The 21,713-nt window shown below is 67.4% G+C and carries 19 protein-coding genes and 1 tRNA gene; 13 read left to right on the top strand and 7 right to left on the bottom strand.

Annotated features, from left to right (window positions below; all coding sequences use genetic code 11):
- The first annotated feature begins 5 nt into the window (after positions 1-5).
- Entirely contained in the window at positions 6-617 is a 612-nt protein-coding gene (locus ACQ3HB_RS09820) for a thymidine kinase (protein ID WP_430919844.1), read from the top strand.
- 99 nt (positions 618-716) lie between these two features.
- Positions 717-2,027 (top strand): UDP-glucose dehydrogenase family protein, encoded by a 1,311-nt coding sequence (locus ACQ3HB_RS09815; protein WP_430919842.1) that lies wholly within the window; start codon positions 717-719, stop codon positions 2,025-2,027.
- Here ACQ3HB_RS09815 and ACQ3HB_RS09810 read toward each other — a convergent pair.
- On the bottom strand, positions 2,003-2,434 hold the full coding sequence (locus ACQ3HB_RS09810; protein WP_430919840.1) for a VanZ family protein: 432 nt from the start codon (positions 2,432-2,434) through the stop codon (positions 2,003-2,005). The two genes, ACQ3HB_RS09815 and ACQ3HB_RS09810, sit on opposite strands and share 25 nt — an antisense overlap.
- A gap of 181 nt (positions 2,435-2,615) precedes the next feature.
- On the opposite strand from ACQ3HB_RS09810, the gene ACQ3HB_RS09805 reads away from it, so the two are divergent.
- The 6 genes from ACQ3HB_RS09805 (at position 2,616) to ACQ3HB_RS09780 (ending at position 6,919) form a co-directional block, all read left to right on the top strand.
- A complete protein-coding gene (locus ACQ3HB_RS09805) occupies positions 2,616-4,421 on the top strand; it encodes a DUF4012 domain-containing protein (RefSeq protein WP_430919838.1) in 1,806 nt (601 codons plus the stop codon).
- Positions 4,422-4,544: 123 nt separating this feature from the next.
- The gene (locus ACQ3HB_RS09800; RefSeq protein WP_430919837.1) at positions 4,545-5,135 is read left to right on the top strand and encodes a hypothetical protein; all 591 of its coding nucleotides are present in this window, start codon (positions 4,545-4,547) and stop codon (positions 5,133-5,135) included.
- A gap of 247 nt (positions 5,136-5,382) precedes the next feature.
- Positions 5,383-5,937 (top strand): hypothetical protein, encoded by a 555-nt coding sequence (locus ACQ3HB_RS09795; protein ID WP_430919836.1) that lies wholly within the window; start codon positions 5,383-5,385, stop codon positions 5,935-5,937.
- Positions 5,938-6,065: 128 nt separating this feature from the next.
- Positions 6,066-6,139, top strand: a tRNA-Pro gene (locus ACQ3HB_RS09790).
- A gap of 272 nt (positions 6,140-6,411) precedes the next feature.
- Positions 6,412-6,648 carry a hypothetical protein gene (locus ACQ3HB_RS09785; RefSeq protein WP_430919835.1) on the top strand — a complete coding sequence of 79 codons (237 nt, stop codon included), beginning with the start codon at positions 6,412-6,414 and terminating at the stop codon, positions 6,646-6,648.
- 13 nt (positions 6,649-6,661) lie between these two features.
- On the top strand, positions 6,662-6,919 hold the full coding sequence (locus tag ACQ3HB_RS09780; RefSeq protein ID WP_430919834.1) for a hypothetical protein: 258 nt from the start codon (positions 6,662-6,664) through the stop codon (positions 6,917-6,919).
- A 34-nt stretch (positions 6,920-6,953) separates the two neighbouring features.
- Here the strand turns inward: ACQ3HB_RS09780 and ACQ3HB_RS09775 are convergent, their stop codons facing one another.
- The 3 genes from ACQ3HB_RS09775 to ACQ3HB_RS09765 form a co-directional block, all read right to left on the bottom strand.
- Positions 6,954-7,922 carry a metallophosphoesterase gene (locus ACQ3HB_RS09775; protein WP_430919833.1) on the bottom strand — a complete coding sequence of 323 codons (969 nt, stop codon included), beginning with the start codon at positions 7,920-7,922 and terminating at the stop codon, positions 6,954-6,956.
- Between the two features lie 232 nt (positions 7,923-8,154).
- Positions 8,155-10,710 carry a transglycosylase domain-containing protein gene (locus tag ACQ3HB_RS09770; protein WP_430919832.1) on the bottom strand — a complete coding sequence of 852 codons (2,556 nt, stop codon included), beginning with the start codon at positions 10,708-10,710 and terminating at the stop codon, positions 8,155-8,157.
- Positions 10,711-10,829: 119 nt separating this feature from the next.
- Positions 10,830-13,184 (bottom strand): transglycosylase domain-containing protein, encoded by a 2,355-nt coding sequence (locus tag ACQ3HB_RS09765; RefSeq protein ID WP_430919831.1) that lies wholly within the window; start codon positions 13,182-13,184, stop codon positions 10,830-10,832.
- A 162-nt stretch (positions 13,185-13,346) separates the two neighbouring features.
- On the opposite strand from ACQ3HB_RS09765, the gene ACQ3HB_RS09760 reads away from it, so the two are divergent.
- Positions 13,347-13,505, top strand: coding sequence for a Sp36 family protein (locus ACQ3HB_RS09760; protein WP_430919830.1), 159 nt, complete (start codon positions 13,347-13,349; stop codon positions 13,503-13,505).
- A 179-nt stretch (positions 13,506-13,684) separates the two neighbouring features.
- Positions 13,685-14,155 (top strand): RidA family protein, encoded by a 471-nt coding sequence (locus ACQ3HB_RS09755; RefSeq protein ID WP_430919829.1) that lies wholly within the window; start codon positions 13,685-13,687, stop codon positions 14,153-14,155.
- A gap of 98 nt (positions 14,156-14,253) precedes the next feature.
- Here the strand turns inward: ACQ3HB_RS09755 and ACQ3HB_RS09750 are convergent, their stop codons facing one another.
- Both ACQ3HB_RS09750 and acs read right to left on the bottom strand, forming a co-directional pair.
- The gene (locus tag ACQ3HB_RS09750) at positions 14,254-15,087 is read right to left on the bottom strand and encodes an endonuclease domain-containing protein (RefSeq protein ID WP_430919828.1); all 834 of its coding nucleotides are present in this window, start codon (positions 15,085-15,087) and stop codon (positions 14,254-14,256) included.
- A gap of 181 nt (positions 15,088-15,268) precedes the next feature.
- On the bottom strand, positions 15,269-17,254 hold the full coding sequence (gene acs, locus ACQ3HB_RS09745) for an acetate--CoA ligase (protein WP_430919825.1): 1,986 nt from the start codon (positions 17,252-17,254) through the stop codon (positions 15,269-15,271).
- Between the two features lie 529 nt (positions 17,255-17,783).
- Between acs and ACQ3HB_RS09740 the strand changes: the two genes are divergently transcribed.
- From ACQ3HB_RS09740 to ACQ3HB_RS09730, 3 genes are all read left to right on the top strand, one after another.
- Positions 17,784-19,052, top strand: a complete 1,269-nt coding sequence (locus ACQ3HB_RS09740; RefSeq protein WP_430919823.1) for a CehA/McbA family metallohydrolase — start codon at positions 17,784-17,786, stop codon at positions 19,050-19,052.
- 130 nt (positions 19,053-19,182) lie between these two features.
- On the top strand, positions 19,183-20,277 hold the full coding sequence (locus ACQ3HB_RS09735) for a TadA family conjugal transfer-associated ATPase (RefSeq protein WP_430919822.1): 1,095 nt from the start codon (positions 19,183-19,185) through the stop codon (positions 20,275-20,277).
- The gene (locus ACQ3HB_RS09730) at positions 20,274-21,254 is read left to right on the top strand and encodes a type II secretion system F family protein (RefSeq protein WP_430919821.1); all 981 of its coding nucleotides are present in this window, start codon (positions 20,274-20,276) and stop codon (positions 21,252-21,254) included. Before ACQ3HB_RS09735 ends, ACQ3HB_RS09730 begins: the two co-directional genes overlap by 4 nt.
- A 43-nt stretch (positions 21,255-21,297) precedes the next feature.
- Here the strand turns inward: ACQ3HB_RS09730 and ACQ3HB_RS09725 are convergent, their stop codons facing one another.
- The gene (locus tag ACQ3HB_RS09725) at positions 21,298-21,666 is read right to left on the bottom strand and encodes a VOC family protein (RefSeq protein WP_430919820.1); all 369 of its coding nucleotides are present in this window, start codon (positions 21,664-21,666) and stop codon (positions 21,298-21,300) included.
- Between the last annotated feature and the right edge of the window lie 47 nt (positions 21,667-21,713).

Below are 21,713 nucleotides of genomic sequence, written 5' to 3'. Positions count from 1 at the left end.
CTGACGTGGCGAAACTGTACTTCCGATACGGCGCGATGAACTCGGGCAAGAGCACTGCTCTCCTGCAGGCGGCGTTCAACTACGAGGAGCGCGGGCACAAGGTGCTCCTCGCGAAGCCGTCCGTGGACACCAAGGGTGATGCGGCGATCGTGAGTCGGCTCGGCGTCACGCGGGACGCGGACTTCCTGCTCGGGCCGTCGGACAGCGCATACGAGGTCTTCGCCGAGCATCGCATGCGGACGGTGGCTGAAACCGGTTCCGATGTGAGCTGCCTCCTCGTCGACGAAGCCCAGTTCCTCGACGACCAGCAGGTGGACGATCTGTTGCGCATCGCCCTCCTCGAAGGTATTCCCGTTCTGGCATACGGCATCCGCACGGATTTCCAGACGGTCGCGTTCCCGGGAAGTCGACGCCTCCTGGAAGTAGCTCACAGCCTGGAGGAGCTGAAGACGATCTGCCGATGCGGTCGCAAGGCGATCTTCAACGGCCGCCGGTTCGGCGACGAATTCGTGTTCGACGGCGACCAGGTCGCGATTGACGGCACGGTCGTGACCTACGAGTCGTTGTGCGGAGTGTGTTACCTGCAGGAGTCCGGCGGCGCGCTGGGTCACCGCTAGCCCGTTCCTGCGCAACACCACGAAACATCCGCTCCGTGTGCGCCAGTTCACCCCCGAAGTGGTCACAGCTGTTCATCTCGACTCGTTAGGATCACAACCATGAAGCTTTCTGTGATCGGCTGCGGCTACCTCGGTGCCGTGCATGCTGCCGCCATGGCCTCCCTGGGACACGACGTCGTCGGCATCGACGTCGACCCCGCGAAGATCGAGGCGCTGTCCGCCGGTCGCGCGCCGTTCTTCGAGCCGGGTCTGCCCGAACTCCTGCTCGCGGGCGTCGAGTCCGGCCGTCTGCGGTTCAGCACGGACACGGCGGATGCTGCCGATGCCACGGTGCACTTCATCGCCGTCGGGACGCCCCAGAAGGCCGGCTCGACCGCCGCGGACCTCCGGTACGTCGACGCCGCCGTGAACGGCATCCTCCCGCACCTGTCCGCCGGCGACGTCGTGGTCGGCAAGTCCACCGTCCCCGTCGGCACCGCTGCGCGCCTCGCCGAGATCGTCGCCCCGACGGGTGCGGTCCTCGCGTGGAACCCCGAGTTCCTCCGTGAAGGCTTCGCCGTTCAGGACACGATCTCGCCCGACCGTCTCGTGTACGGCCTCCCGCCGGCTGCGGACGACGCCGATGTCGCACGCGCCGCGCTCGACGAGGTCTACGCGACCGCGCTCGAAGCGGACACCCCGCTCGTCTCAACCGGTTTCGCGACGGCCGAGCTCGTCAAGGTCGCGGCGAACGCGTTCCTCGCGACGAAGATCTCGTTCATCAACGCGATGGCGGAGATCGCCGAGGTGACCGATGCCGATGTCACGGAACTCGCCGACGCCATCGGGTACGACGCGCGCATCGGCCGTCGCTTCCTGAACGCCGGTGTCGGTTTCGGCGGCGGCTGCCTCCCGAAGGACATCCGTGCGTTCACGGCTCGCGCCGAAGAGCTCGGTCGTGGTGAGTCGGTCGCATTCCTCAAAGAGGTCGACGCGATCAACCTGCGCCGTCGCCAGCGGGTCGTCGACATCGTCGTCGAGGAGCTCGGCGGCAGCGCGTATCAGAAGCGCGTCGCTGTCCTCGGCCTCGCCTTCAAGCCCGACAGCGATGACGTCCGTGACTCGCCTGCCCTGGACGTCGCCGTGCTGCTCAACGGTCTCGGAGCCAAGGTGCTCGCGTACGACCCGGAGGCCGTCTCGAACGCTCGTCGTCTGCACCCGCAGCTGCACTTCGCGGACTCCGCGCTCGAAGCGGTTCAGGACGCCGATCTCGTCGTCGTCGTGACGGAGTGGAAGGAGTTCCGGGCGCTCACGCCCGAGCAGCTCGCTCCGCTGGTCGCCGGCAAGACGCTCGTCGACGGTCGCAACTGCCTCGACGCCGTCGCCTGGCGCGACGCCGGTTGGACCTACCGCGGTCTCGGCCGCCCGTAGCGCCGCACGGCCCAGACGAGCAGCGCTCCGATGAGGCCGCCGGCCGTGTTCGCGATGACGTCCGCGACACTCGCGAACCGGTTCGGGATGAACTGCTGAACCGTCTCGATGACGATCGAGAGTACCGCTGCGGCGACGGCGGCGACCCACCAGAACCGGCGTGGCAACTCGAGGGCGATGAGCGCGCCGAGCGGCACGAAGAGCAGCACGTTCGCCGCCGACTCGACGAACGCGTAGCCGAACCACGTCGGCACCCCCGCCCGGTGCAGGGCATCGAGCCAGGCCATCAGGCCTCCGTGGACAGGCGCGTCGACGGGCGTCGGCCAGAACGCGATGAACATCATGACGATGAGGCACGCGGCGAGCATCGAACCGAGCAGAATGCGCCATGATCGCGTACTTCGCATCGGCGTCCTCTCCCGCTCCAGGGCCGGATCCGGCGCCTGAGTCATCGTACGACACGGTCGCTGGGAGCCCCCGATCCGTGGCGGCCGGCCCCGGAGATCACCCCAGAACGGGGTGTCTCAAACGCCCCCGCACGCACCCCGACGGCGGTTAGGCTGTGCCTACTCCGACGAAAGAGGCACCGTGACCGCAGCCAGTCCAGCGTCCGGGAGGGCGCGTTCCGGCCCTCGCGGAAACCGCCGGCGACGCGTCTTCTGGATCGTCGCGGCAGTCCTCCTCATCCTCGTCGCGGCCGGCGCGTGGCTCGGCGTTCGCGCGGTCATGGCCAAGAACAGCCTCGAACGCGCGCAGACGGTCGCCGCGAAGGTGCAACGGTCGATCCTCGCGGGGGATGCCGATGCCGCGAAGGCGCAGTCGGCGGCGCTGCGCTTGGACACGGCGAAAGCGGTCGGTCTGACGAGTGACCCCGTCTGGCGCGCGGCCGAGTTCGTGCCGTTCCTTGGCGGCAACTTCAGCGCCGTACGGGAAGCCGCGGATGCGACCGACCGCATCGCCGTCGACGTCGTCCCGAAGATCGTCGACGTCACCGGACAGGTCAACCTCGCCTCGCTCATGCCGGGCAACGGTTCCATCGAGACTGCGCCGCTCGCGGCAGCCGCGCCCGCCGTCGCCGAGGCGAGCGCAGCTGCGTCAAGGATCGACCACGACGTCCAGGCGATCGATGCGAGCGGCACGATCCCGATCGTCGAAGCCGCCGTCACGAAACTGCAGGGCACCATCGGCACGACCACCGAGATGCTCGATGCGGCAGCCCGCGCGACAGCGCTGCTCCCCGCCATGCTCGGCGGCGACGGTCCACGGAACTATCTCGTCATGATCCAGAACAACGCGGAAGTACGCTCCTCCGGCGGCATCGCAGGAGCGACCGCCCTCGTGCACGCCGAGAACGGCGCCATCAGCCTCGTGCGCACCGCCTCGAGCGACGAGTTCCGCAAGCAGCCGAGCCCGATCCTGCCGCTCACCCCGTTCGAGCAGAACGTCTACACGGACAACCTCGGCGAGTACATCCAGGACACCAACCTCACGGTCGACTTCAGCCGGACCGGCGAACTCGCGGGCGCGATGGCGGAGCAGGTCTTCGGGACACCGATCGACGGCGTGATCGCGATCGATCCCTCCGTGCTCGCGAACCTGCTCACGGCGACCGGCCCCGTCACCCTCACCGACGGCACCGTGCTCAACCACGACAACGCTGTGCAGCTGCTGCTGAGCGAGGTGTACGCGCGCTACCCGGACCGGCTCGTTCAGGACGCATTCTTCGCCGAGGTCGCCGGCAGCGTCTTCACGACGATGACCGCGAGCACTCCTGACCCCAAGACGCTCATCGAAGCGCTCGCGGCCTCCGGAGCCGAGAACCGACTGCACGTGTGGAGCGCGCACGAGCAGGAGCAGGCTGCACTCGCCGAGACATCGCTCGCTGGCATCCCACCGACGAAGGACACCGATGCCGTCTACACGGGCGTCTACCTCGAGGACCTGACCCGCGGGAAGATGGACTACTACCTCGACACCCGTGTGGTCCTGAGCAGTCCGCGCTGCACGCCCGACGGCGCCGAGTACACGGTCGCGGTCACCATGACGTCGAACGCCCCCGCCGATGCCGCCACGTCGCTCCCCGCGTACGTGACCGCTGACGGGATCTTCGGAACCCCTCCAGGCGACATCGCCACACGCGTCGTCCTGCACGGCCCGTTGGCCGCATCGCTGCTCCGAGCGAACGACGGCAAGGACCTCGCCGTGAAAGCCGTGACCGATCCGACGGGACGACTGTACGCCCAGACGGATGTGACCCTCGAACCGGGGGAGTCGAAGCGGCTCGAGTTCACGGTGCGCGCCCCGAAGGCCTCCGAAGTACCCCCAAAGCTGGTCACAACCCCCGGAATTACGGGGAAAATCGGCTTCGAAGCCTTCCCTGCCTGCGCTTCCTGACGTATCGTGATGGCACCTCCGGATGCCACGACACCCGAATTCGTGCACAACGAGGCCTTCTGCTGACGCCCACCCGAAATCGGTGTCGGCCGGGGAACATTTGACGTTCTGGGGAACATCATCATGAAACGCACCCTTGCCCTAGCAGCGCTGTGCCTGCTTTCCGTTTTCGCCGTCCCGACCGCCGCAATCGCTGCGACCTCGGCCGAGACCTCGACCTCCACCTATGGCCCGCGTGGCTGCGCCACCATCACGCCCGTCAGCGTCATGGAGGGTGACACCGTCACCTTCTCCTGCAACGGCACGTTCGCTCCGACCACGCCCGTCGATGTCGTCGTCGAGGGTCCCGGATGCCACCTCCCGGCAGCGGCGACGCCGACGGCCGAGCCGACCACGGCGCCCAAGGCTCAGGCCGCACCCGCGGCAGCAGCCGTCGCGCCTCGAACAGCGGCTCCCTTCGCAGCGACAGCCGACGGTGCCTTCGCCGTGCAGGTGCAGACGTCACCGACGCAGAGCGGCACGTGCACGGTCACGGCCGAGCAGGTCACTGCAGGCGGCACCACTACGGAGACCGCATCGTTCACCGTCACTGAACGCGCCTTCGCCGAGACCGGCTTCACCGGTGGGACGCTCGCCTGGATCGGCGGGGGACTCCTCGTGATGGGAGCGGCCGTGTTCACGATCGTCGCAGCGCGCCGCCGTCAGCAGGTCTGAGCTGGAGCACCGCTCGCTGCGGTGAACGCCGAGCACGTCGGGCCGGCCTCCCCGAGGCCGTCCCGACGGTCCCTGACGCCGCGCGTTACCGCCAATCCAGGTGGCCCCAGTGGTGGGCACATCCGCGGAATTCCGCGCTTTTCGTGATGATCCGCACCCGCTTTCGGGCCTACCATGATGACGACATCGGAGCGATCGAGCATGCTGCTCGCCCGCGCACCCGTCCACTCTCGATTGGGGCCCAGCCATGAAACGAACGCTCTCTGCCGCGGCACTGTGTGTGCTCGCCGTCCTCGCCGTCCCCACCGCGGCCAACGCCGCCGAGGGCTACGGGCCGGGCAGCTGCAACTCGATCACGCCGACGAGCGTTGCACAGGGGACCGCCGTGTCCTACAGCTGTGACGACTTCTGGCAGCCCGGGCAGGACGTGGCAATCACGATCTCCGGAGACGCGGCGAACGCGCTGACCGTCGGCACGTCGACGAAGTCGATCACGGTGAAGGCGGATGCCGCCGGCAGCATCGCCCTCGACATCACGACCGGCAAGTCCTCACTCGGCACGTACACGCTCACGGCGAAGCAGGGCGCCATCACGGACTCGTCCGACTTCACGGTCGTCGAAGCCGGCGCGGCCGCAGCCGCTGCGACGTCCGACTCCGGCCCCGCGACGGCGGACAGCGGCTCGCCGCTGGCCGACACCGGATTCCAGGGCACCGTGCTCCCGTGGATCGCGGGCGGCCTGCTCGCCGCCGGTCTCGCGGCCCTCGCCGTGGTGTTGGTCCGTCGCCGCAAGGAAGCTTAGGATCGCCGTGTCGCCGTGCCCACACTGGCGTTCGCACGGCGGCGCGGACACATCGTCGGGGAATCTGAGCAGAGGCGTACTTCGGTCGCCGAAAAATCGGGTATCCTAGACACGGCCCTCGGGCCAATCGGGGTGTGGCGCAGCTTGGTAGCGCGCTTCGTTCGGGACGAAGAGGTCGTGGGTTCAAATCCCGCTACCCCGACAGCAAAGCCCGGCCAGATGATTCATCTGGCCGGGCTTCTCTGTTTCTGCCGCTCCAGTTCCGTGCCGCAGTGCGTGCTCGTCGGCTCCCCTTCGTCCCACGCGAGAACTGAACGGCGACTGTCGCGTTCCCGCGCGTGCTCCCTGTGGAGAACATCTGCAGCATGATCCGCAGGCGAATACGCTGAGGCTTTTCGCACTCATCGCACTCGGGCCACTGCGTCAACGTAAGGTTGACAGATGTGCGCATGTGCGAGACCCTGGGGAGATGACATGCAGATCAGGACCAGCGCATCCAAGCACGGTGTCGCTCACGACGACATCAGGCATGCGATCCGGCACCCGATCGTGTACCTCGAAGAGGACTACCAAGGAGAACAGCAGGTGTTCATCATCGGCCCCGCGCAGGATGGCCGATTCCTTGAGATCGTCGCCAAGCCTTCACCCGGTCCGACGAAGATCATCCACGCGGACGAGCTCCGCCCTCACCTGTACCATCTGATTCCCTGAACGGACGGCGAACATGAAGACGACGAAACGCACGTCGACCGACGCGTGGCTCGACAGCCTCGCGCACCGCACCGAGCAAGCGCGAGACGGAGCGCACCTCCGGGCCATCGGCGAGGCACTGACGGAACTCGAAGCGGCGCAAGCCCGACTCGACCAGGCGGTTCACAACGCACACGACGCGGGGGACTCATGGGCGGCCATCGGCGTTGTGCTCGGCACCACGCGCCAGGCGGCGCACAAGCGGTTCGGTCGCCCCGACCGAGGACGCTGAGCACTGACATCGGGCGGTGGACCGGCCGCCTGTGTCAGACGACGGAGCGGCGGGGGAGCAGCGTGAGGAGGGTCGCCTCCGGGCGGCAGGCGAACCGCACGGGCGCGTAGATCGATGTGCCGAGGCCTGCCGACACGTTCAGGTACGCAGAGCGCAGGGCGTGGCGCCAGACGCTCAGCCCCTTCACCTTGTCGCGCGGGATGTCGCAGTTGGTCACGAGCGCTCCGAAGCCCGGCACGCACACCTGTCCGCCGTGCGTGTGGCCAGCGAAGATGATGTCGGCGCCCTGCGTCACGAACGCGTCCAGAACGCGCTGGTACGGCGCGTGGGTGACGCCGACCGTGACCGTGTGGGCGAGAGAGGGATCCGAGGTCGTGAGCGTCTCATCGTCCAGCCGTTCGTCGATGAGCGCCGTGAGCGTGTCGAGCCGATCGAAGTGACGGTGCGGGTCATCGACGCCGAAGAGGTCCAGGCGCGTGTCCCGGATGGTGAGCGAACCGACAGCGTTGTTGAGATCGATCCAGCCGAGTTTCTCCGTGAAGAAGCGTTCCAGGGCTGCTGTGTCGAGGGTCGCAGGTTTCGCGTGCGTCTTGGACGGCCCCATGAAGTACCGTGCCGGGTTGCGGAACGACGGACCGTAGTAGTCGTTCGACCCGTGGACGAACATGCCGGGGACGCCCTCGAAGACGCTGAGGCCGGCGCGGATGCCGTCGATGCCGTGCTCGTGCCCGAGGTTGTCGCCCGTGTTGACGACGACATCGGGCTTCAGCTCTGCGAGCGACCGAAGCCAGGCCTGCTTGCGGGTCTGCCACGGCGCCATGTGGAGGTCGGAGACGTGCAGGACCGTGATGGGCTGTGAACCCGGCGCGAGCACCGGCGCGGTGACCCTGCGCAGCGTGAAGGCGTTGCGCTCGATGAGCGAGGCGTACGCGAACGTGAGGGCACCCGCCGCTGCGATCGCCCCGGCGGCTGCGCCGATGCTCACTCCAGTGCGAGACGTCATGTGGACTCCGTTCGTTTCCGGGCGGGACCCGGGTCTGCCCTGCGGGGCCGGCCTCGTCGAAACGGTATCCATTCCGACCCTTCGACCCTACCCGGTGGGACCCTCCGAACACGCCGAACGCGGGTGTGTGCACAGCCAGCGCGTCGTCGTCCGCAGGCGCCCCGCGTGAGCTCGCAACGACGAAGGCGGACCCGATCGAGATGATCGGACCCGCCTTCGAGGAGGACGTCGGCTAGCAGGCCGGCTTGGTGATGGAGACCGTCACCTTGCCGTCCTTGCGCGCCGCTGTGCCGGCCGGTGGATCGACGCCGGTGATCTTGGCGGCACCGGCCCCTGGATCGGCCTTACAGGCCTGTCCGACGGTCGTGAAGCCCGCTTGCGAGAGCTGGCCCTTCGCATCCTCGAAGCTCGTCGCGGCGCTCACATCGGGGACGATGGCCAGAGCCGCGTTCGACGTCGTCACCTTGACGATCGAGCCCTTCGGAGCCGAACCGGAGGGGTCCGATCCCGTGGCCTGTCCGGCAGGCAGTTCGGAATCGACCGCGCCGCCGTTCTCGAAGCCGAAGCCCGCGTCCTCGATGAGCTTCTGGGCTTCTTCGATGGACTTGCCCTTGACGTCCGGGACCTGGACGGACTGACCGTTGAGCAGGCTCGGATCGGCGGCGCCGAAGTCTTCGCCGCCGTACTTGCTGTTCGCCACCGCCATGATCTGCGGCCAGATCTTGTGACGGAGGTCGGCGACGCGAGTGCTGCTCGTATCGAACCAGGTGCGTCGAAGGTTGACGTGGCCGGTGGCGTTGAAGACGCCGACGACCGTCGCCGCCTTCGTGCTCGCGCCGCTCATCCAGGTCGCTTCGTTGTTGTCGGTGGTTCCAGTCTTACCGATGAGCGGGATGCCGTCGCCAACTCGCGAAGCGGCCGTCGTTCCGCCGTTGAAGGTCTGCTGCAGAGCGGCGTTCGCGGTCGACGCGACGTTTCCTTCGAGCGATTGCCGGCAGTTCGCGGCGGGCACGGGCGCTTCCTCGCCATTTGGCTTCACGATCTTGTCGATTGCGATCGGATCGCAGGTGATACCGCCCGAAGCGAAGGTCGCGAATGCGGTCGCCATGCTGAGCGGCGCCACCTCGTTCGTTCCGAGTACCGTTGCGGGAGACTGCAGGAGTGGCGTGCCATCGGCGCGGTGCACACCCATCGCTTCTGCCGTCTTGCGGATGCCGCACAGGTCGAGCTGCTTCGCCATGGCGATGAATCCTGTGTTGATGGAGTTCTTCGTGCTCTGCATTGCGGTGTAGTACCCGCCGTTGCCGCCCTCGTCGTTCCCCGGGTTCCAATCACTGCCCGCGTACACCGTGCCGCCGTCGGCGCAGCTGTCCTTGAACGTGCCCCACGGGGAACGCTTCCGTCCGTCGACGCCCTCGTTCAGACCGTGGCCTTCCTTGAGCCATTCCGCCAGCGTGAACGCCTTGTAGGTCGAGCCCGGCTGGAAGCCCAGGGAACCTCCGTACGGTTCATCGGCGTTGTAGTTCAGGGCGCTGTAGTTGCGTCCGGTGTTCAAGACGTCTGGATCGTTCGAGTAGTCCTTGTTCTGCGCCATGCCGAGGATGCGCCCGGTACCCGGCTGGACGGTCACGCCGACGGCCCCGATGTCGACGCCGTAGGAGTCGCTGTCATGAGGGATGTACTCATCCAGCGCGGCCTGTGCAGCTGCCTGCACGTCGAGGTCGAGCGTCGTGTAGACGTCGTAGCCGCCGCGTGTGAAATTGGCCCACCGGGCGTCTTCCGTCTCGCCGAAGATCGCGTCGTTCTGGAAGACTCTCGTGACGTAGTCGCAGAAGAAGCCCGAGCCGGCCGGGGCGGTCTGGCAGCCGGTGCTGGAGGGCGTGATCGCCGGTGTGATCGGCACGGCCATCGCCGCGTCGTACTGCTCTGTGGTGATCTTCTTCTCGGAAAGCATCTTGCCGAGGACGTAGTTGCGCCGGTCGAGGGTCTCCGCGTAACCGTTCGCCGCGCCGTTGGTCTCGCTCTCGGGGCGGTCGATGCGGAGGGTCTCCGGGTTGTTCACCATGGCCATGAGGGTGGCGGCCTGTTCGAGGGTGAGGTTCGCTGCGCTCGTGTTGAAGTAGTAGTTCGCTGCGGCTTCGATGCCGTAGACGCGTCCGCCGAATCCGGCGATGTTGAGGTAGCCGCGCAGGATGTCCTGCTTGCCGTAGCGCTTCTCGAGGCCGATCGCCATCCGCATCTCCTTCAGCTTGCGCTGCGGAGTGGTCGCGGTGGCCTCCTTGTACGCGGCCTTCATCTTGGCCTCGTCGGTGATCGCTTCGGCCTTCTGCACGAGGACGTTCTTCACGTACTGCTGCGTGATCGACGAACCACCCTGGGTCGCGCCGCCGCTGGCATTGCTGAGGACAGCGCGTGCCGTACCCATGAGGTCGACGCCGCCGTGGTCGAAGAAGCGGGGGTCCTCCGCGGAGACAGCCGCATCCTTCACGAAGGCGGAGATCTGGTCCCAGCCGACTTCGATGCGGTTCTGCTGGTAGAACGAAGCCATGAGCACCGGTGCGCCGTCGGCGTTGACCGCGTAGATGTTCGACTTCTGGGCGAGCTCGTCGAGCGCCAGATAGTCGGGGAGACTGTCGAAGACGCTGATCGTGCTGTTGGTCGCAATGCCGGTGACGGCGAGGGCAGGCGTGACGGTGGCGGCGACGAGAACGCCGGCTGCGACGCTCAGGCCGAGGAAGCCGAGAAGGCCTCCGAGCACACCGGTAGCCGTGCGATGTTGTTCAGGCATGGGTCGATGGTAAGCGACAAACCTGGAAAAGCGCTCGTCAAGTGTTGGCTATCGCACCGATTGTTGCCAATTCGACGTGCAAGCCGGTCCAGTGGAAGTGCCCTGGACCGGCCCTTTTCCTACTCTCTCCGGCCCGGGTCCGTGCCGTTTCCCGTCCCGCCGTTCCCGGTGTTCCCCGTCCCGCCGTTCCCCGAGTTTCCCTGGCCCGTGTCGTCGCCGTTGCCGCTGGGGTCGTCGCTCGGCGTCGAGCTGGGGCTCGGCGTCGAAGACGGCGTCGGTGTCGGCGTGCTGGAGGGCGTGTCGTTGCTCTGGTTGCTCGATGAGTTCTTCGAGCCGTTGAGCGTCGCGCGGTCCGCCGACGGGAAATCGCCGCCCGGATACTTCGCGAGGGCCTCACTCATGATCTTCGGCCAGATGTAGTGGCGGAGGTTCGCCACCTGGTTGCCGTCGAAGTACGTGTTCCGCAGGTTCACGTGTCCCGAGACATTGAACGTGCCGACGACTGTTGCGACCGTCGTGCTCGCGCCGCTCATCCATGTCGCCTCGGCGTCGTCGGTGGTGCCGGTCTTGCCGATGAGCTCGCCCTGACCGCTCGTCCTGGCGCCGGAGGACGATGCCGTTCCGTTGGAGACCACGCCCTGGAGCACGTCGTCGGCAGCGGCGGCGATCTTGGGATCGACCGACTGGCGGCAGTTCGCCTGGGGGACCGTCACCGCGGAGCCGTCCGGCTTCGTGATCGAGTCGATCGCGATCGGGTCGCACGTGGTGCCGCCGGAGGCCAGCGTCGCGAAGGCGCCCGCCATACTCAGCGGTGCGACCTCGTTCGTGCCGAGGACCGTCGCAGGGGACTGCAGGAGCGGCGTACCGTCGGCGCGGTGCACGCCCATCGACTCGGCCGTCTTGCGGATGCCGCACAGGTCGAGCTGTTTGGCCATGCCGACGAACACCGTGTTCACCGACTGCTCGGTTCCACGGCGAACGGTCCAGTTGCCGGACTCGCCCTCATCGTTCTGCGGATTCCAGCCGGCATCGGCCTGAACGGTGCCTCCGGTCGCGCAGGAATCGGTGAAGGTGCCCCAGTTGGAGCGACGGTTCGCGTTGATCGTCTCGTTGACGCCGTGGCCTTCCTTCAGCCAGTCGGTCAACGTGAAGATCTTGTACGTCGACCCGGGCTGGAATCCGCCCGATCCGCCGTAGTCGGAGTCCGTGTTGTAGTTGATGGCGCTGTAGTTCGCGCCCGAGTTCAAGATCTCCGGGTCCTGCGAGTAGTCCTTGTTCTGGGCCATCGCGAGGATGCGACCGGTGCCAGGCTGGACGGAGACGGACACGGCGCCGATGTCGAGCTGGTCGCTGGACTTCGGGACATACTCGTCGATCGCTTCTTGCGAGACGTTCTGCAGGTCGACGTCGAGCGTCGTGTAGACGCTGTAGCCGCCGCGCGTGAAGTTCGCCCAGCGCTCGTCCTGCGTCGATCCGAAGACCTCATTGTTCTGCAGGACCTTCGTCACGTAATCGCAGAAGTACGCGGAGCTGCCGGCCGCCTGGCAGCCGGTCACCGGCACGTTGATCGACGGCGTGATCGGCGCCGCCTTCGCGGCGTCGTACTGCTCCTTCGTGATGTTCTTCTCGGTGAGCATCTGCTTGAGCACGTAATCACGACGGTCCAGCGTGAGCGCGTAACCGTTGGCCGAACCGTTGTCCTTGTCATCGGGCCGGTCGATACGGAGGTTCTCCGGGTTGTTCACGATCGCGATGAGGGTGGCGGCCTGTTCGAGGGTGAGGTTCGCTGCGCTCGTGTTGAAGTAGTAGTTCGCCGCGGCTTCGATGCCATAGACGCGTCCACCGAATCCGGCGATGTTGAGGTAGCCGCGCAGGATGTCCTGCTTGCCGTAGGTCTTCTCGAGGCCGATCGCGTATCGCATCTCCTTGAGCTTGCGTTCCGGAGTGGTCGCGGTCGCCTCCTTGTAGGCGGCTTCGCTCTTCTTCTTGTCCGGGATGGCCTCCGCCTTCTGGACGAGGACGTTCTTCACGTACTGCTGGGTGATCGACGAACCGCCCTGCAGGCCGCCACCGCCACCGAAGTTGCTGAGGACGGCTCGAGTCGTACCGATGAGGTCGACGCCGCCGTGCTCGTAGAACCGGGGGTCCTCTGCCGACACGGCCGCGTCCTTGGCGAACTGCGAGATCTGGTCCCAGCTGTCCTCAATGCGGTTCTGGTCGTAGAAGGAGGCGAGGAGCACCGGGTTCCCGGCGGCATCCTTCGCGTAGATGTTGGACTTCTGGGCGAGCGCGTCGAGCTGCAGGTAGTCGGGGAGACCGTCGAAGACGGAGATGCTCGTGCTGGTGGCGAGGCCGGTCACGGCGATGGCGGGGGTGACCGCGGCGGTGGCGAGGACTCCGGCTGCGACACTGAGGCCGACGAAGCCGAGGAAGCCTGCGACGGCGACCTTCGCTCTGGAACGGGGTTCGGGCATAGGATCGACCGTAGGCATGGAAGCTGGGAGCGAGCTTGACTTGGACTCCGCTGTGCGGTTCCCATGAACCGCTCAGCTGGCAGGGAATCCCCGATGAGGGAGGCCTTCCGCCGCACGCTTCCTGTTTCGTCAGCCGCTCGGCGGCCCACATCTAGGAGAGCCATGACTCGCTGGGAGTACCTCACCACGCCGCTGATCGTGCACAACACGTCCGCCATCCTCAACAACTGGGGCGGCGAGGGCTGGGAGCTCGTCCAGATCGTCACAGGGCCCGAAGGCGGGCTCGTCGCCTACCTGAAGCGTCCCGTCGCCGACGCCTGATCCGCTTCCGTGGCGTCGGCCTCCGTCGCGTCCGCTTCCGTCGAACCGGCGCATCGGATCGTTCAGGTCTGACGCCGCCGACGGGTCGGCCGCTCGCGACAGCCGCACGGCACGTCCGATCGCGCCGCCGACGCCGCGCACGACCACGTCAGTTCCCACACGTACCGGAGGACCCACGCATGACCCGCATCGCCGACCGACTCGCCGAACTCGGCATCACCCTGCCGCCCGTGAATCCGCCGGTGGCCGCCTATGTGCCCGCCGTCGTCTCCGGCGACCACGTCTACACCTCGGGCCAGCTGCCCATGGTGGCCGGGGTGCTCCCCGCGACGGGCAAGGTCGGGGTCGGTGAAGGGCTCGTCTCGCCGGAGGACGCGAAGGCCTACGCACGCACCTCCGCTCTGAACGCGCTCGCCGCGGTCGAGAGCGTCATCGGTTCGCTCGACCGCATCACGCGCATCGTCAAGGTCGTCGGCTTCGTATCGTCCGACCCCGCATTCACGGGGCAGCCGGCCATCATCAACGGCGCCTCGGAGGTGCTCGGCGAGATCTTCGGTGAGGTCGGCGTGCACGCGCGCTCGGCCGTGGGGGTCTCGGTGCTGCCGCTCGACTCGCCCGTCGAGGTGGAGCTCGTCGTCTCCTTCGCATAGTCGCCTGTTTGGGAGAAGGAGAACCGCGCGAGAGAAGGTGTGATCCGGGTATCCGGACCTTCTCTCGCGCGGTTCTCCTTCTGCCGTGCGGCGGTGCGTCATGCCGCGAGATGCAGACCTTGGGCGATGGCCGCGACGACGGTGCGCTCGACATCCGGCCAGTGGTACATGATCTGTGTGTAGGTGAACCGGAGCACGGTGTAGCCGAGGAGGACAAGTCGTCGATCCTGCCGCACGTCTCGATCGCGCTGAGCACGTGTGGTGTGGGGCTCGTGCCCGTCCGCCTGCACGATGAGGCGGTCTCCGATCAGGCCGTCGACCGGATGGCCGTCGATCATCACCTGCCGTCGAACGAGGATGCCCAAGCGGGCGAGTCTGGCCCAGGGGATGGTCTCGATGCCGGAGTCCGATGTGCGGCCAGATGCACGGACGACGGTCGTCAACTCGGCCTGGCCGCCGCGGAGTCGAGCGAGGTGTTCCTGCGAGACCAGATCGCGACGAATCGCCGACTCGAAGATGACGAGGGCCCGCTCGAACGGCTGACACTTCGCGAGGTGCATCAGCACGTTCTCGACGGGTTCGACGAGTTCCCTCGAGCTGCGGGGAGCAGGGCCGCTGCCCCAGTGCAAGCGAACGCCGCTGCGTGCTTTCACCGTCGCGTTCGGCCGCGCGCTGACATGCAACAAACCGTCCGGGATGTTCCACAATCCGAGAGTTCGCGCCGCGCTGATGCAGGTGAGCGCGCCTCCGAGCGAGGCCGCCATCAACAGGTCCGCATCATGCTGAGGCGCGACGAGCCAGTGGCGACGAAGCACCTGCAGCCGTGCTCCCTCCGCGGCGCGCTCGATCCCCGTTCGAGTGAATCCGGCCTCGATCGCGTCGGCACGATGTGCGATGCCGCGGCGCTGTTCCAACCAGTCGATGATCTTCATACGTCGAGCGTGGACCGACCCCGTGTCCTGAACGTGGCCGATCGGTGATCTGTGGACAGGACGCGCTGCGACGCGAGCTGTGCAGGAGGTGCACGAGAGAAGGAGAACCGCGCGAGAGAAGGTGTGATCCGGGTATCCGGACCTTCTCTCGCGCGGTTCTCCTTCTGCCGTGCGGCGGTGGCTACGGCAGCATCTTGTCCGTGATGATCTGCATGACGGTCGTGTCCGCGAGCGTCGTGGTGTCGCCGATCTCCCGGCCCTCCGCCACATCGCGCAGCAGGCGCCGCATGATCTTGCCCGAACGCGTCTTCGGCAGCTCGTTCACGATGTAGACCTCACGGGGCCTTGCGATCGGACCGATCTGTTCGCCGACCCACAGGCGAAGGGTCTGTGCGATGTCGGCGATGCCGCTCGCCTGCTCGAGGTGGCTCTCCTTGATGATCACGAACGCCACGACGGCCTGGCCGGTCGTCTCATCGGCCGCACCGACGACGGCGGACTCCGCCACCATCTCGTTGGCGACGAGCGCCGACTCGATCTCCGCCGTGGACAGGCGGTGGCCGGACACGTTCATGACGTCGTCGACGCGGCCCAGCAGCCAGACGTCCCGATCGCCGTCGAGACGAGCGCCGTCACCCGCGAAGTAGAAGGGGCCGCCCTCGACGTCCTTGAACTTGTCCCAGTACGTCTCGACGAAGCGTTCGGGGTCGCCCCAGATGCCGCGCAGCATCGACGGCCACGGTTCCGTCACCACGAGCAGGCCGCCACCGCCGGCGCCGACCGGCTGGCCGTCGTCGTCGACCACGTCGATCGAGACGCCAGGGATCGGCACCTGGGCGCTGCCGGGCTTCGTCGCCGTCACCCCGGGGAGCGCGGAGATCATGATCGCGCCGGTCTCCGTCTGCCACCACGTGTCCACGATGGGGGCGAGCTTGCCGCCGATGATCTTCCGGTACCACATCCAGGCTTCCGGGTTGATCGGTTCACCGACGGAACCGAGCAGGCGGAGCGAGGAGAGGTCGAACTGCTTCGGGATCTTGCGGCCGAGCTTCATGAACGAGCGGATCGCGGTGGGAGCGGTGTAGAAGATGCTCACGCCGTACTTCTCGATGATCTCCCACCACCGGCCGGGGTGCGGTGCATCCGGCGTGCCCTCGTACAGCACCTGCGTGGCGCCGTTGGCGAGCGGACCGTACGTCACGTAGCTGTGCCCGGTGATCCAGCCGATGTCGGCAGTGCACCAGTAGACGTCGGTCTCGGGGTGCAGGTCGAAGACGTTCTTGTGGGTGAACGCGACCTGCGTGAGGTACCCGCCGGTCGTGTGGAGGATGCCCTTCGGCTTCCCCGTGGTGCCGGACGTGTAGAGGATGAAGAGCGGGCTCTCCGCGGGGAAGGCCTCTGCCACGTGCTCCGCCTCCGCAGAGGCGACCGCTTCGTGCCACCAGAGGTCGCGGCCTTCCTTCCACGCCACGTCGTTCTCGCCGCGGCGGACGACGAGGACGTTCGTGACGGTCGACTGCTCGGGGAGGTCTCCTCGAGCGTCGAGCGCGGCGTCGACCGCCGGCTTGAGCGCGGAGACCTTGCCCTTGCGCCAACCGCCGTCGGCCGTGATGACGAGCTTCGCCTCGGCGTCGTCGATGCGGGAGCGCAGGCTGTCGGCGCTGAACCCGCCGAACACGACGGAGTGCACGGCGCCGATGCGAGCCACCGCGAGCATCGAGACGATCGCCTCGGGGATCATCGGCAGATAGATGGCCACACGGTCGCCGGCGTTGACGCCGAGGCTCGTGAACAGGTTGGCGGCGCGCTTCACTTCTGCGGTCAGTTCCGCGTAGGTGATGGTGCGGGAGTCGCCTGGCTCGCCTTCCCAATGGATCGCGACGCGCTCGCCGTTGCCGGCTTCGACGTGGCGGTCGAGGCAGTTGTAGGCGACGTTGAGGCTGCCGTCCTCGAACCAGGTGGCGAACGGAGGGTTGGACCAGTCGAGGGTCTTCGTGAACGGCTCGTGCCAGTGCAGGAGGTCGCGTGCCTGGTCTGCCCAGAATCCGACCCGGTCCTCGCTCGCCCGCTCGTAGAGCTCTGCGTTCGCGACCGCTGTCTTCGTGAATTCCTCCGACGGTGGGAACCGTCGATCCTCCTGCAGCAGGCTGTCGATCTGAGTGTTCATCGTGTCTCTCTCGCTCCTTTGCGAACCTCGTGGCGACCTCTCCCGCGTGGTGCGAACCACGGCGTCGAGATGTGCACAACGAGCGTACCGCTTCGATCGGTCGTGCTCGTCAACGCGCGGTTACACGCCATCGAACGGGCTGTCATGAAGCGGCCGGGGAGTCATCGCTGCGGGTGGGAGGAGGCGTCCATGAGTCTGTTCGATCCGTCAGGAATGGTGCGCAGGTACGCGTGTACCAGCCGTTGACGCCTCATTATCAGGACAAGGTGGTCGACCGCATACGTGCTACCCCCGATTTGGCGTCAAGAATCGTCTTGCAATCCGTCTTGTGCAGCGTAGACTTGCATTCGGCCGAATACATATTCTGGCGTGCGGCGTCAGTGATTCCCCCAATCCAGCGCCGCAGAGGCGGCATCCATTCCCCCCAATGGGTGCCGCCCTCACTTTTTTCTGAGTCCCGTGTCCGCTCCGGGATCGTCACTCCGCCCTGATTCGGTTCTTGCGGCCACGCAGTCGGTAGTTTGTCTGTATGTCTGAACAACGCCATCGGATCGCCGTCACGCCGCAGACGAGGGCGGAATCGCCCTACCTGGAGGTCCCGTTCGAGATCGCGGACGGCGAGGAATCGTTCGAGGTCCTCCTCGACTACGACGGTTCGACGGGCGCGCGCATCGACCTCGGATGCGAGGGGCCTGCGGGCTGGCGGGGGTGGTCGGGCGGCGCGCGACGTCGATTCGTGATCGCCGAAAACGCAGCCACGTGGGGTTACGTCCCGGGACGGATCGAAACCGGTCGGTGGGTTGTGGTCCTCGGACTGCACGTGATTCCCGCCGACGGGGTGGAACTCGACGTCGTCATCCGGACGCCCGGCGGCATCGTGTTCCGTGATCCCGATGTCGCCCCGCCCGTTGCGCGAGCCACGCCGGCCGGGCGTCCCGCGTTCGCCGCCCCGGAGGGCCTCACCTGGTTCGCGGGCGATTTCCACGCCCACACGCTGCACTCCGACGGCAGCACCTCGATCCGCCAGGTCGCGGAACGAGCGGTGGCGGAAGGTCTCGACTTCGTCGCCGTCACCGACCACAACACGATCAGCCATCACGCGTCTCTGCCCGGCATCGGTGCAGAGTACGGCCTCACGATGATTCCCGGTCAGGAGGTGACCACCGGGCGCGGCCATGCCAACGCGTTCGGCGACATCCGCTGGGTCGACTTCCGGACGCACCCGGACGCGTGGGTCGCGCAGGTCGCAGAGGACGGGGGAGTCCTGTCGATCAACCATCCCGTGTCCGGCGACTGCGCGTGGCAGTGGGCTCTAGCGGAACGACCGACGCACGCCGAGGTCTTCCACTCCAGCTGGCTCGCCGCGCCGACCGATCGCGGTGCGTGGTCGTGGTGGCACGCGTGGGGAACCGGTGCGATCCCGCTCGGCGGCAGTGACTTCCACTATCCGGAGTCCGGGCTGCGGCCGGGTCTCGTGACCACGTGGGTGGCCGCGACGGACGTGAGCGTCGACGCGCTGCTCGACGGCGTCCGGGCGGGGCGGACCGCCATGAGCCGATCCGTCGGCCCGGCAGGTGGCATCGACGGCGTCCCCGTCGCGAGTCCCGTGCTGCTGCGGGTGGGGGATGAGCTGGTCGCGTACGGCGCTGCCGGCTGCGTCCTGATCGACGGCGACGGGCGGCAGTGGATCATCGGCGATGACGTGTTCCGCGCCGCCGCTTCGGACACCGTCTACCGGCTCGAGACGCCGGCCCGCGAGATCCTCGCGCTCGTCGGTCGGGTGCCGGCCGCGGACTGACGGCGTCTTCCTGCAAGCGGAGGACCTGAGGCGGCGGGGAGACTCCTCCACAGGGGAACCGTCGGCCGGAGTTGTCCACCGTCGGGCCTCGCAGGCCCCGGGATGAGGAGTCGATGCCTACGCTCGCTGGATGACTGAACGATTCGTCGCAGCACCCCGGGCCCGCGGTCGAACCCGCGACGGCCCGCTGCCCGACGTCGCCGCCGCCGCCGCCGCCGTCGGCGCTGAAGTCGACGCTGACGTCGGTGGCAGTGCGCACGATGTGTCAGGCGATGGGCGTGGTCAAGGCCCTCTCCATCCCGTGCTCACGGATTTCGGTGCGCTCGCGCCGTACGTGGCCGATCCCGGGGTCACGGACCTCTTCGTCAATGGCGAGACCGGACTGTGGCTCGACCACGGGGCCGGACTCATCCGAGAGGCGGGATGGCGGACGGATGAGACCTCGATCAGAGCGCTCGCCGTCGCGCTCGTCGCCCGTGGCGGCCGGCACGTGGACGAGGCGACGCCGTGCGTCGACGTCCGCCTGCACGACGGCATCCGGGTGCACGTCGTCCTCCCGCCCGTGTCCACGCGCGGCACACTCCTGTCGATCCGCGTGCCGCGCACCGACACACTGTCGTTCGATGGTCTCGAACGCGCCGGAACGTTCTCATCCTCGGTCGGAACGCTCCTGCGGGAAGCGGTGGGCAGACGCACGAACCTCCTCATCACAGGCGCAGGCGGGAGCGGCAAGACCACGCTCCTCGGAGCGCTGCTCGGGCTCGCCGACCCGGCCGAACGCATCGTGCTCATCGAAGACGTCGCCGAACTGCGTATCCGTCATCCGCACGTCGTCGCCATGCAGTCGCGTCAGGCCAACCTCGAGGGCGCCGGCGGCATCGATCTGGAGCGACTGCTGCGGGAAGCGCTGCGGATGCGGCCGGATCGTCTCGTCCTCGGCGAGTGTCGCGGAGCGGAGATCAGAGAACTCCTGTCGGCGCTCAACACAGGACACGACGGGGGTGCCGGCACACTCCACGCGAACTCCCTCACCGACGTCCCCGCGCGGATCGAGGCGCTCGGCGCGCTCGCAGGGATGACTCCCGACGCGGTCGCCCGCCAGGTCACGAGCGCCATCGGCCTCGTGATCCAGCTCGCACGCCTCGCCGAAGGACGTCGCGTCGTCGCGGTCGGGCGATTCGTGTTGGACGCGCGAGATCGTCTTGCCGTCGAGGAGGTCTCATGAGGTCGCTCTTCAGACCCGGAGCGACTCCGGATACTGCGGTCGCCGATGTCGCGCGGACGACCACGCAGCTCGCGGTGCTGCTCGGCGCCGGAGTGGCCCCCGCGAACGCCTGGGCGTACGTTGCCGAGCTGGCCGTGCCGGCCGAGGACGGCGGGTCGGCGGATACTGGTCGCCTCGCATCGATCGCAGAGGCGGCACGTTCCGGCGACGACGTCTCAGCGGTGATCGGTGGTGATCGGGTTCGCACGGGGGCGGGGCGGGCTCGACAGGGCGATCGCACGGAGCTGTGGAGTGGATTGGCGGCAGCCTGGCAGGTGGCCACGACGACCGGCGCTCCACTCGGCGTGTGCCTGCGGGACCTGTCGGCGTCCTTTCGCGCGCTCGACCAGATCGATCACGACGTCGGGACGGCGCTCGCGGGCCCCGCAGCCACCGCGAAGCTCGTGCTCTGGCTGCCCGTCGTATCCGTGCTGCTGGGGGCAGCCCTCGGGTTCGACACGATCCGGACGCTGTTCGCCACGATTCCCGGGCTGATCTGCCTGTTCGCAGGTTCGGCATGCATGTTCGCCGGATGGCGCTGGAGTGCGGCCCTGGCGCGGAGGGCCTGTCTGCGCGATCCGTCGCCGGGCCTCTCGCTGGATCTCGTCGCGGTTGCGATGGCCGGCGGCGGGTCCGCGACGGGAGCGCGAGCCGTCGCGGCGACGGCGTGTGAACGGTTCGGTCTGGCATTCGACGATGCGGGAGTCGATCGGGTGCTCCGTCTCTCCACGAGAGCGGGCGTTCCTGCCGGAGAACTCTTGCGGAGCGAGGCCGACCAATGCCGCGAGCAGGCCCTGACCGACGGGCAACGCGCCGCTGCGGTCCTCGCGACGCGACTGATGATCCCGCTCGGCGTCTGCGTCCTGCCCGCGTTCATGGTCATCGGTGTCGCGCCGCTGCTCCTCAGTGTCCTCGCCGCCACCTCCGTCGGGTGGTGATCGGAGCGGAGCCGAGGCCTCGCGAGTGAGAGCGCCCGGCCGATCAGGCGCGGTCGTGGAGGGTGATCTGGTAGCCGTCTGGATCGGCGAACGTGAACGTCCGGCCGAAGGGGCCGTCGATCGGTGCGCTCACGATGGTTCGGCCGTCAGCGACGAGCGCGTCGTGGATGGCCTGCACCTCTGTGGCGTGGAGCCAGATCGCAGCGCCGATGCCGGGCTGCTGAACAGACGCGAGATCGGTGCCCGGAATGATGTCGCGGAGGGCGAATGCGATCGGCTTCGTCTCGAAGACGACAGCGTGCGGCGGTCCGGCCTCCGAGCGGACGAGGCCGAGGTACTGCTCATAGAACGACTGCGATGCGTCGAGGTCGCGCACTTGGAGCGAGATGAAATCGGGGCCGGTTGCGGGCATGCTGTGCTCTTTCTCTTCGTGTCAGCTTTCTGACATGCATCAATCTA

The organism is Plantibacter lichenum (genome assembly GCF_050587525.1).
Lineage (GTDB): Bacteria > Actinomycetota > Actinomycetes > Actinomycetales > Microbacteriaceae > Plantibacter.
This window is presented reverse-complemented; position numbering and strand designations above follow the sequence as displayed.

Coding starts and splice junctions, on each gene's coding strand:
- ACQ3HB_RS09730 (WP_430919821.1), top strand. CDS start 20,274: ATGAGGTCGCTCTTCAGACCCGGAGCGACTCCGGATACTGCGGTCGCC.
- ACQ3HB_RS09735 (WP_430919822.1), top strand. CDS start 19,183: ATGACTGAACGATTCGTCGCAGCACCCCGGGCCCGCGGTCGAACCCGC.
- acs (WP_430919825.1), bottom strand. CDS start 17,254: ATGAACACTCAGATCGACAGCCTGCTGCAGGAGGATCGACGGTTCCCA.
- ACQ3HB_RS09740 (WP_430919823.1), top strand. CDS start 17,784: ATGTCTGAACAACGCCATCGGATCGCCGTCACGCCGCAGACGAGGGCG.
- ACQ3HB_RS09765 (WP_430919831.1), bottom strand. CDS start 13,184: ATGCCCGAACCCCGTTCCAGAGCGAAGGTCGCCGTCGCAGGCTTCCTC.
- ACQ3HB_RS09785 (WP_430919835.1), top strand. CDS start 6,412: ATGCAGATCAGGACCAGCGCATCCAAGCACGGTGTCGCTCACGACGAC.
- ACQ3HB_RS09725 (WP_430919820.1), bottom strand. CDS start 21,666: ATGCCCGCAACCGGCCCCGATTTCATCTCGCTCCAAGTGCGCGACCTC.
- ACQ3HB_RS09755 (WP_430919829.1), top strand. CDS start 13,685: ATGACCCGCATCGCCGACCGACTCGCCGAACTCGGCATCACCCTGCCG.
- ACQ3HB_RS09795 (WP_430919836.1), top strand. CDS start 5,383: ATGAAACGAACGCTCTCTGCCGCGGCACTGTGTGTGCTCGCCGTCCTC.
- ACQ3HB_RS09780 (WP_430919834.1), top strand. CDS start 6,662: ATGAAGACGACGAAACGCACGTCGACCGACGCGTGGCTCGACAGCCTC.
- ACQ3HB_RS09750 (WP_430919828.1), bottom strand. CDS start 15,087: ATGAAGATCATCGACTGGTTGGAACAGCGCCGCGGCATCGCACATCGT.
- ACQ3HB_RS09770 (WP_430919832.1), bottom strand. CDS start 10,710: ATGCCTGAACAACATCGCACGGCTACCGGTGTGCTCGGAGGCCTTCTC.
- ACQ3HB_RS09775 (WP_430919833.1), bottom strand. CDS start 7,922: ATGACGTCTCGCACTGGAGTGAGCATCGGCGCAGCCGCCGGGGCGATC.
- ACQ3HB_RS09815 (WP_430919842.1), top strand. CDS start 717: ATGAAGCTTTCTGTGATCGGCTGCGGCTACCTCGGTGCCGTGCATGCT.
- ACQ3HB_RS09810 (WP_430919840.1), bottom strand. CDS start 2,434: ATGCGAAGTACGCGATCATGGCGCATTCTGCTCGGTTCGATGCTCGCC.
- ACQ3HB_RS09760 (WP_430919830.1), top strand. CDS start 13,347: ATGACTCGCTGGGAGTACCTCACCACGCCGCTGATCGTGCACAACACG.
- ACQ3HB_RS09800 (WP_430919837.1), top strand. CDS start 4,545: ATGAAACGCACCCTTGCCCTAGCAGCGCTGTGCCTGCTTTCCGTTTTC.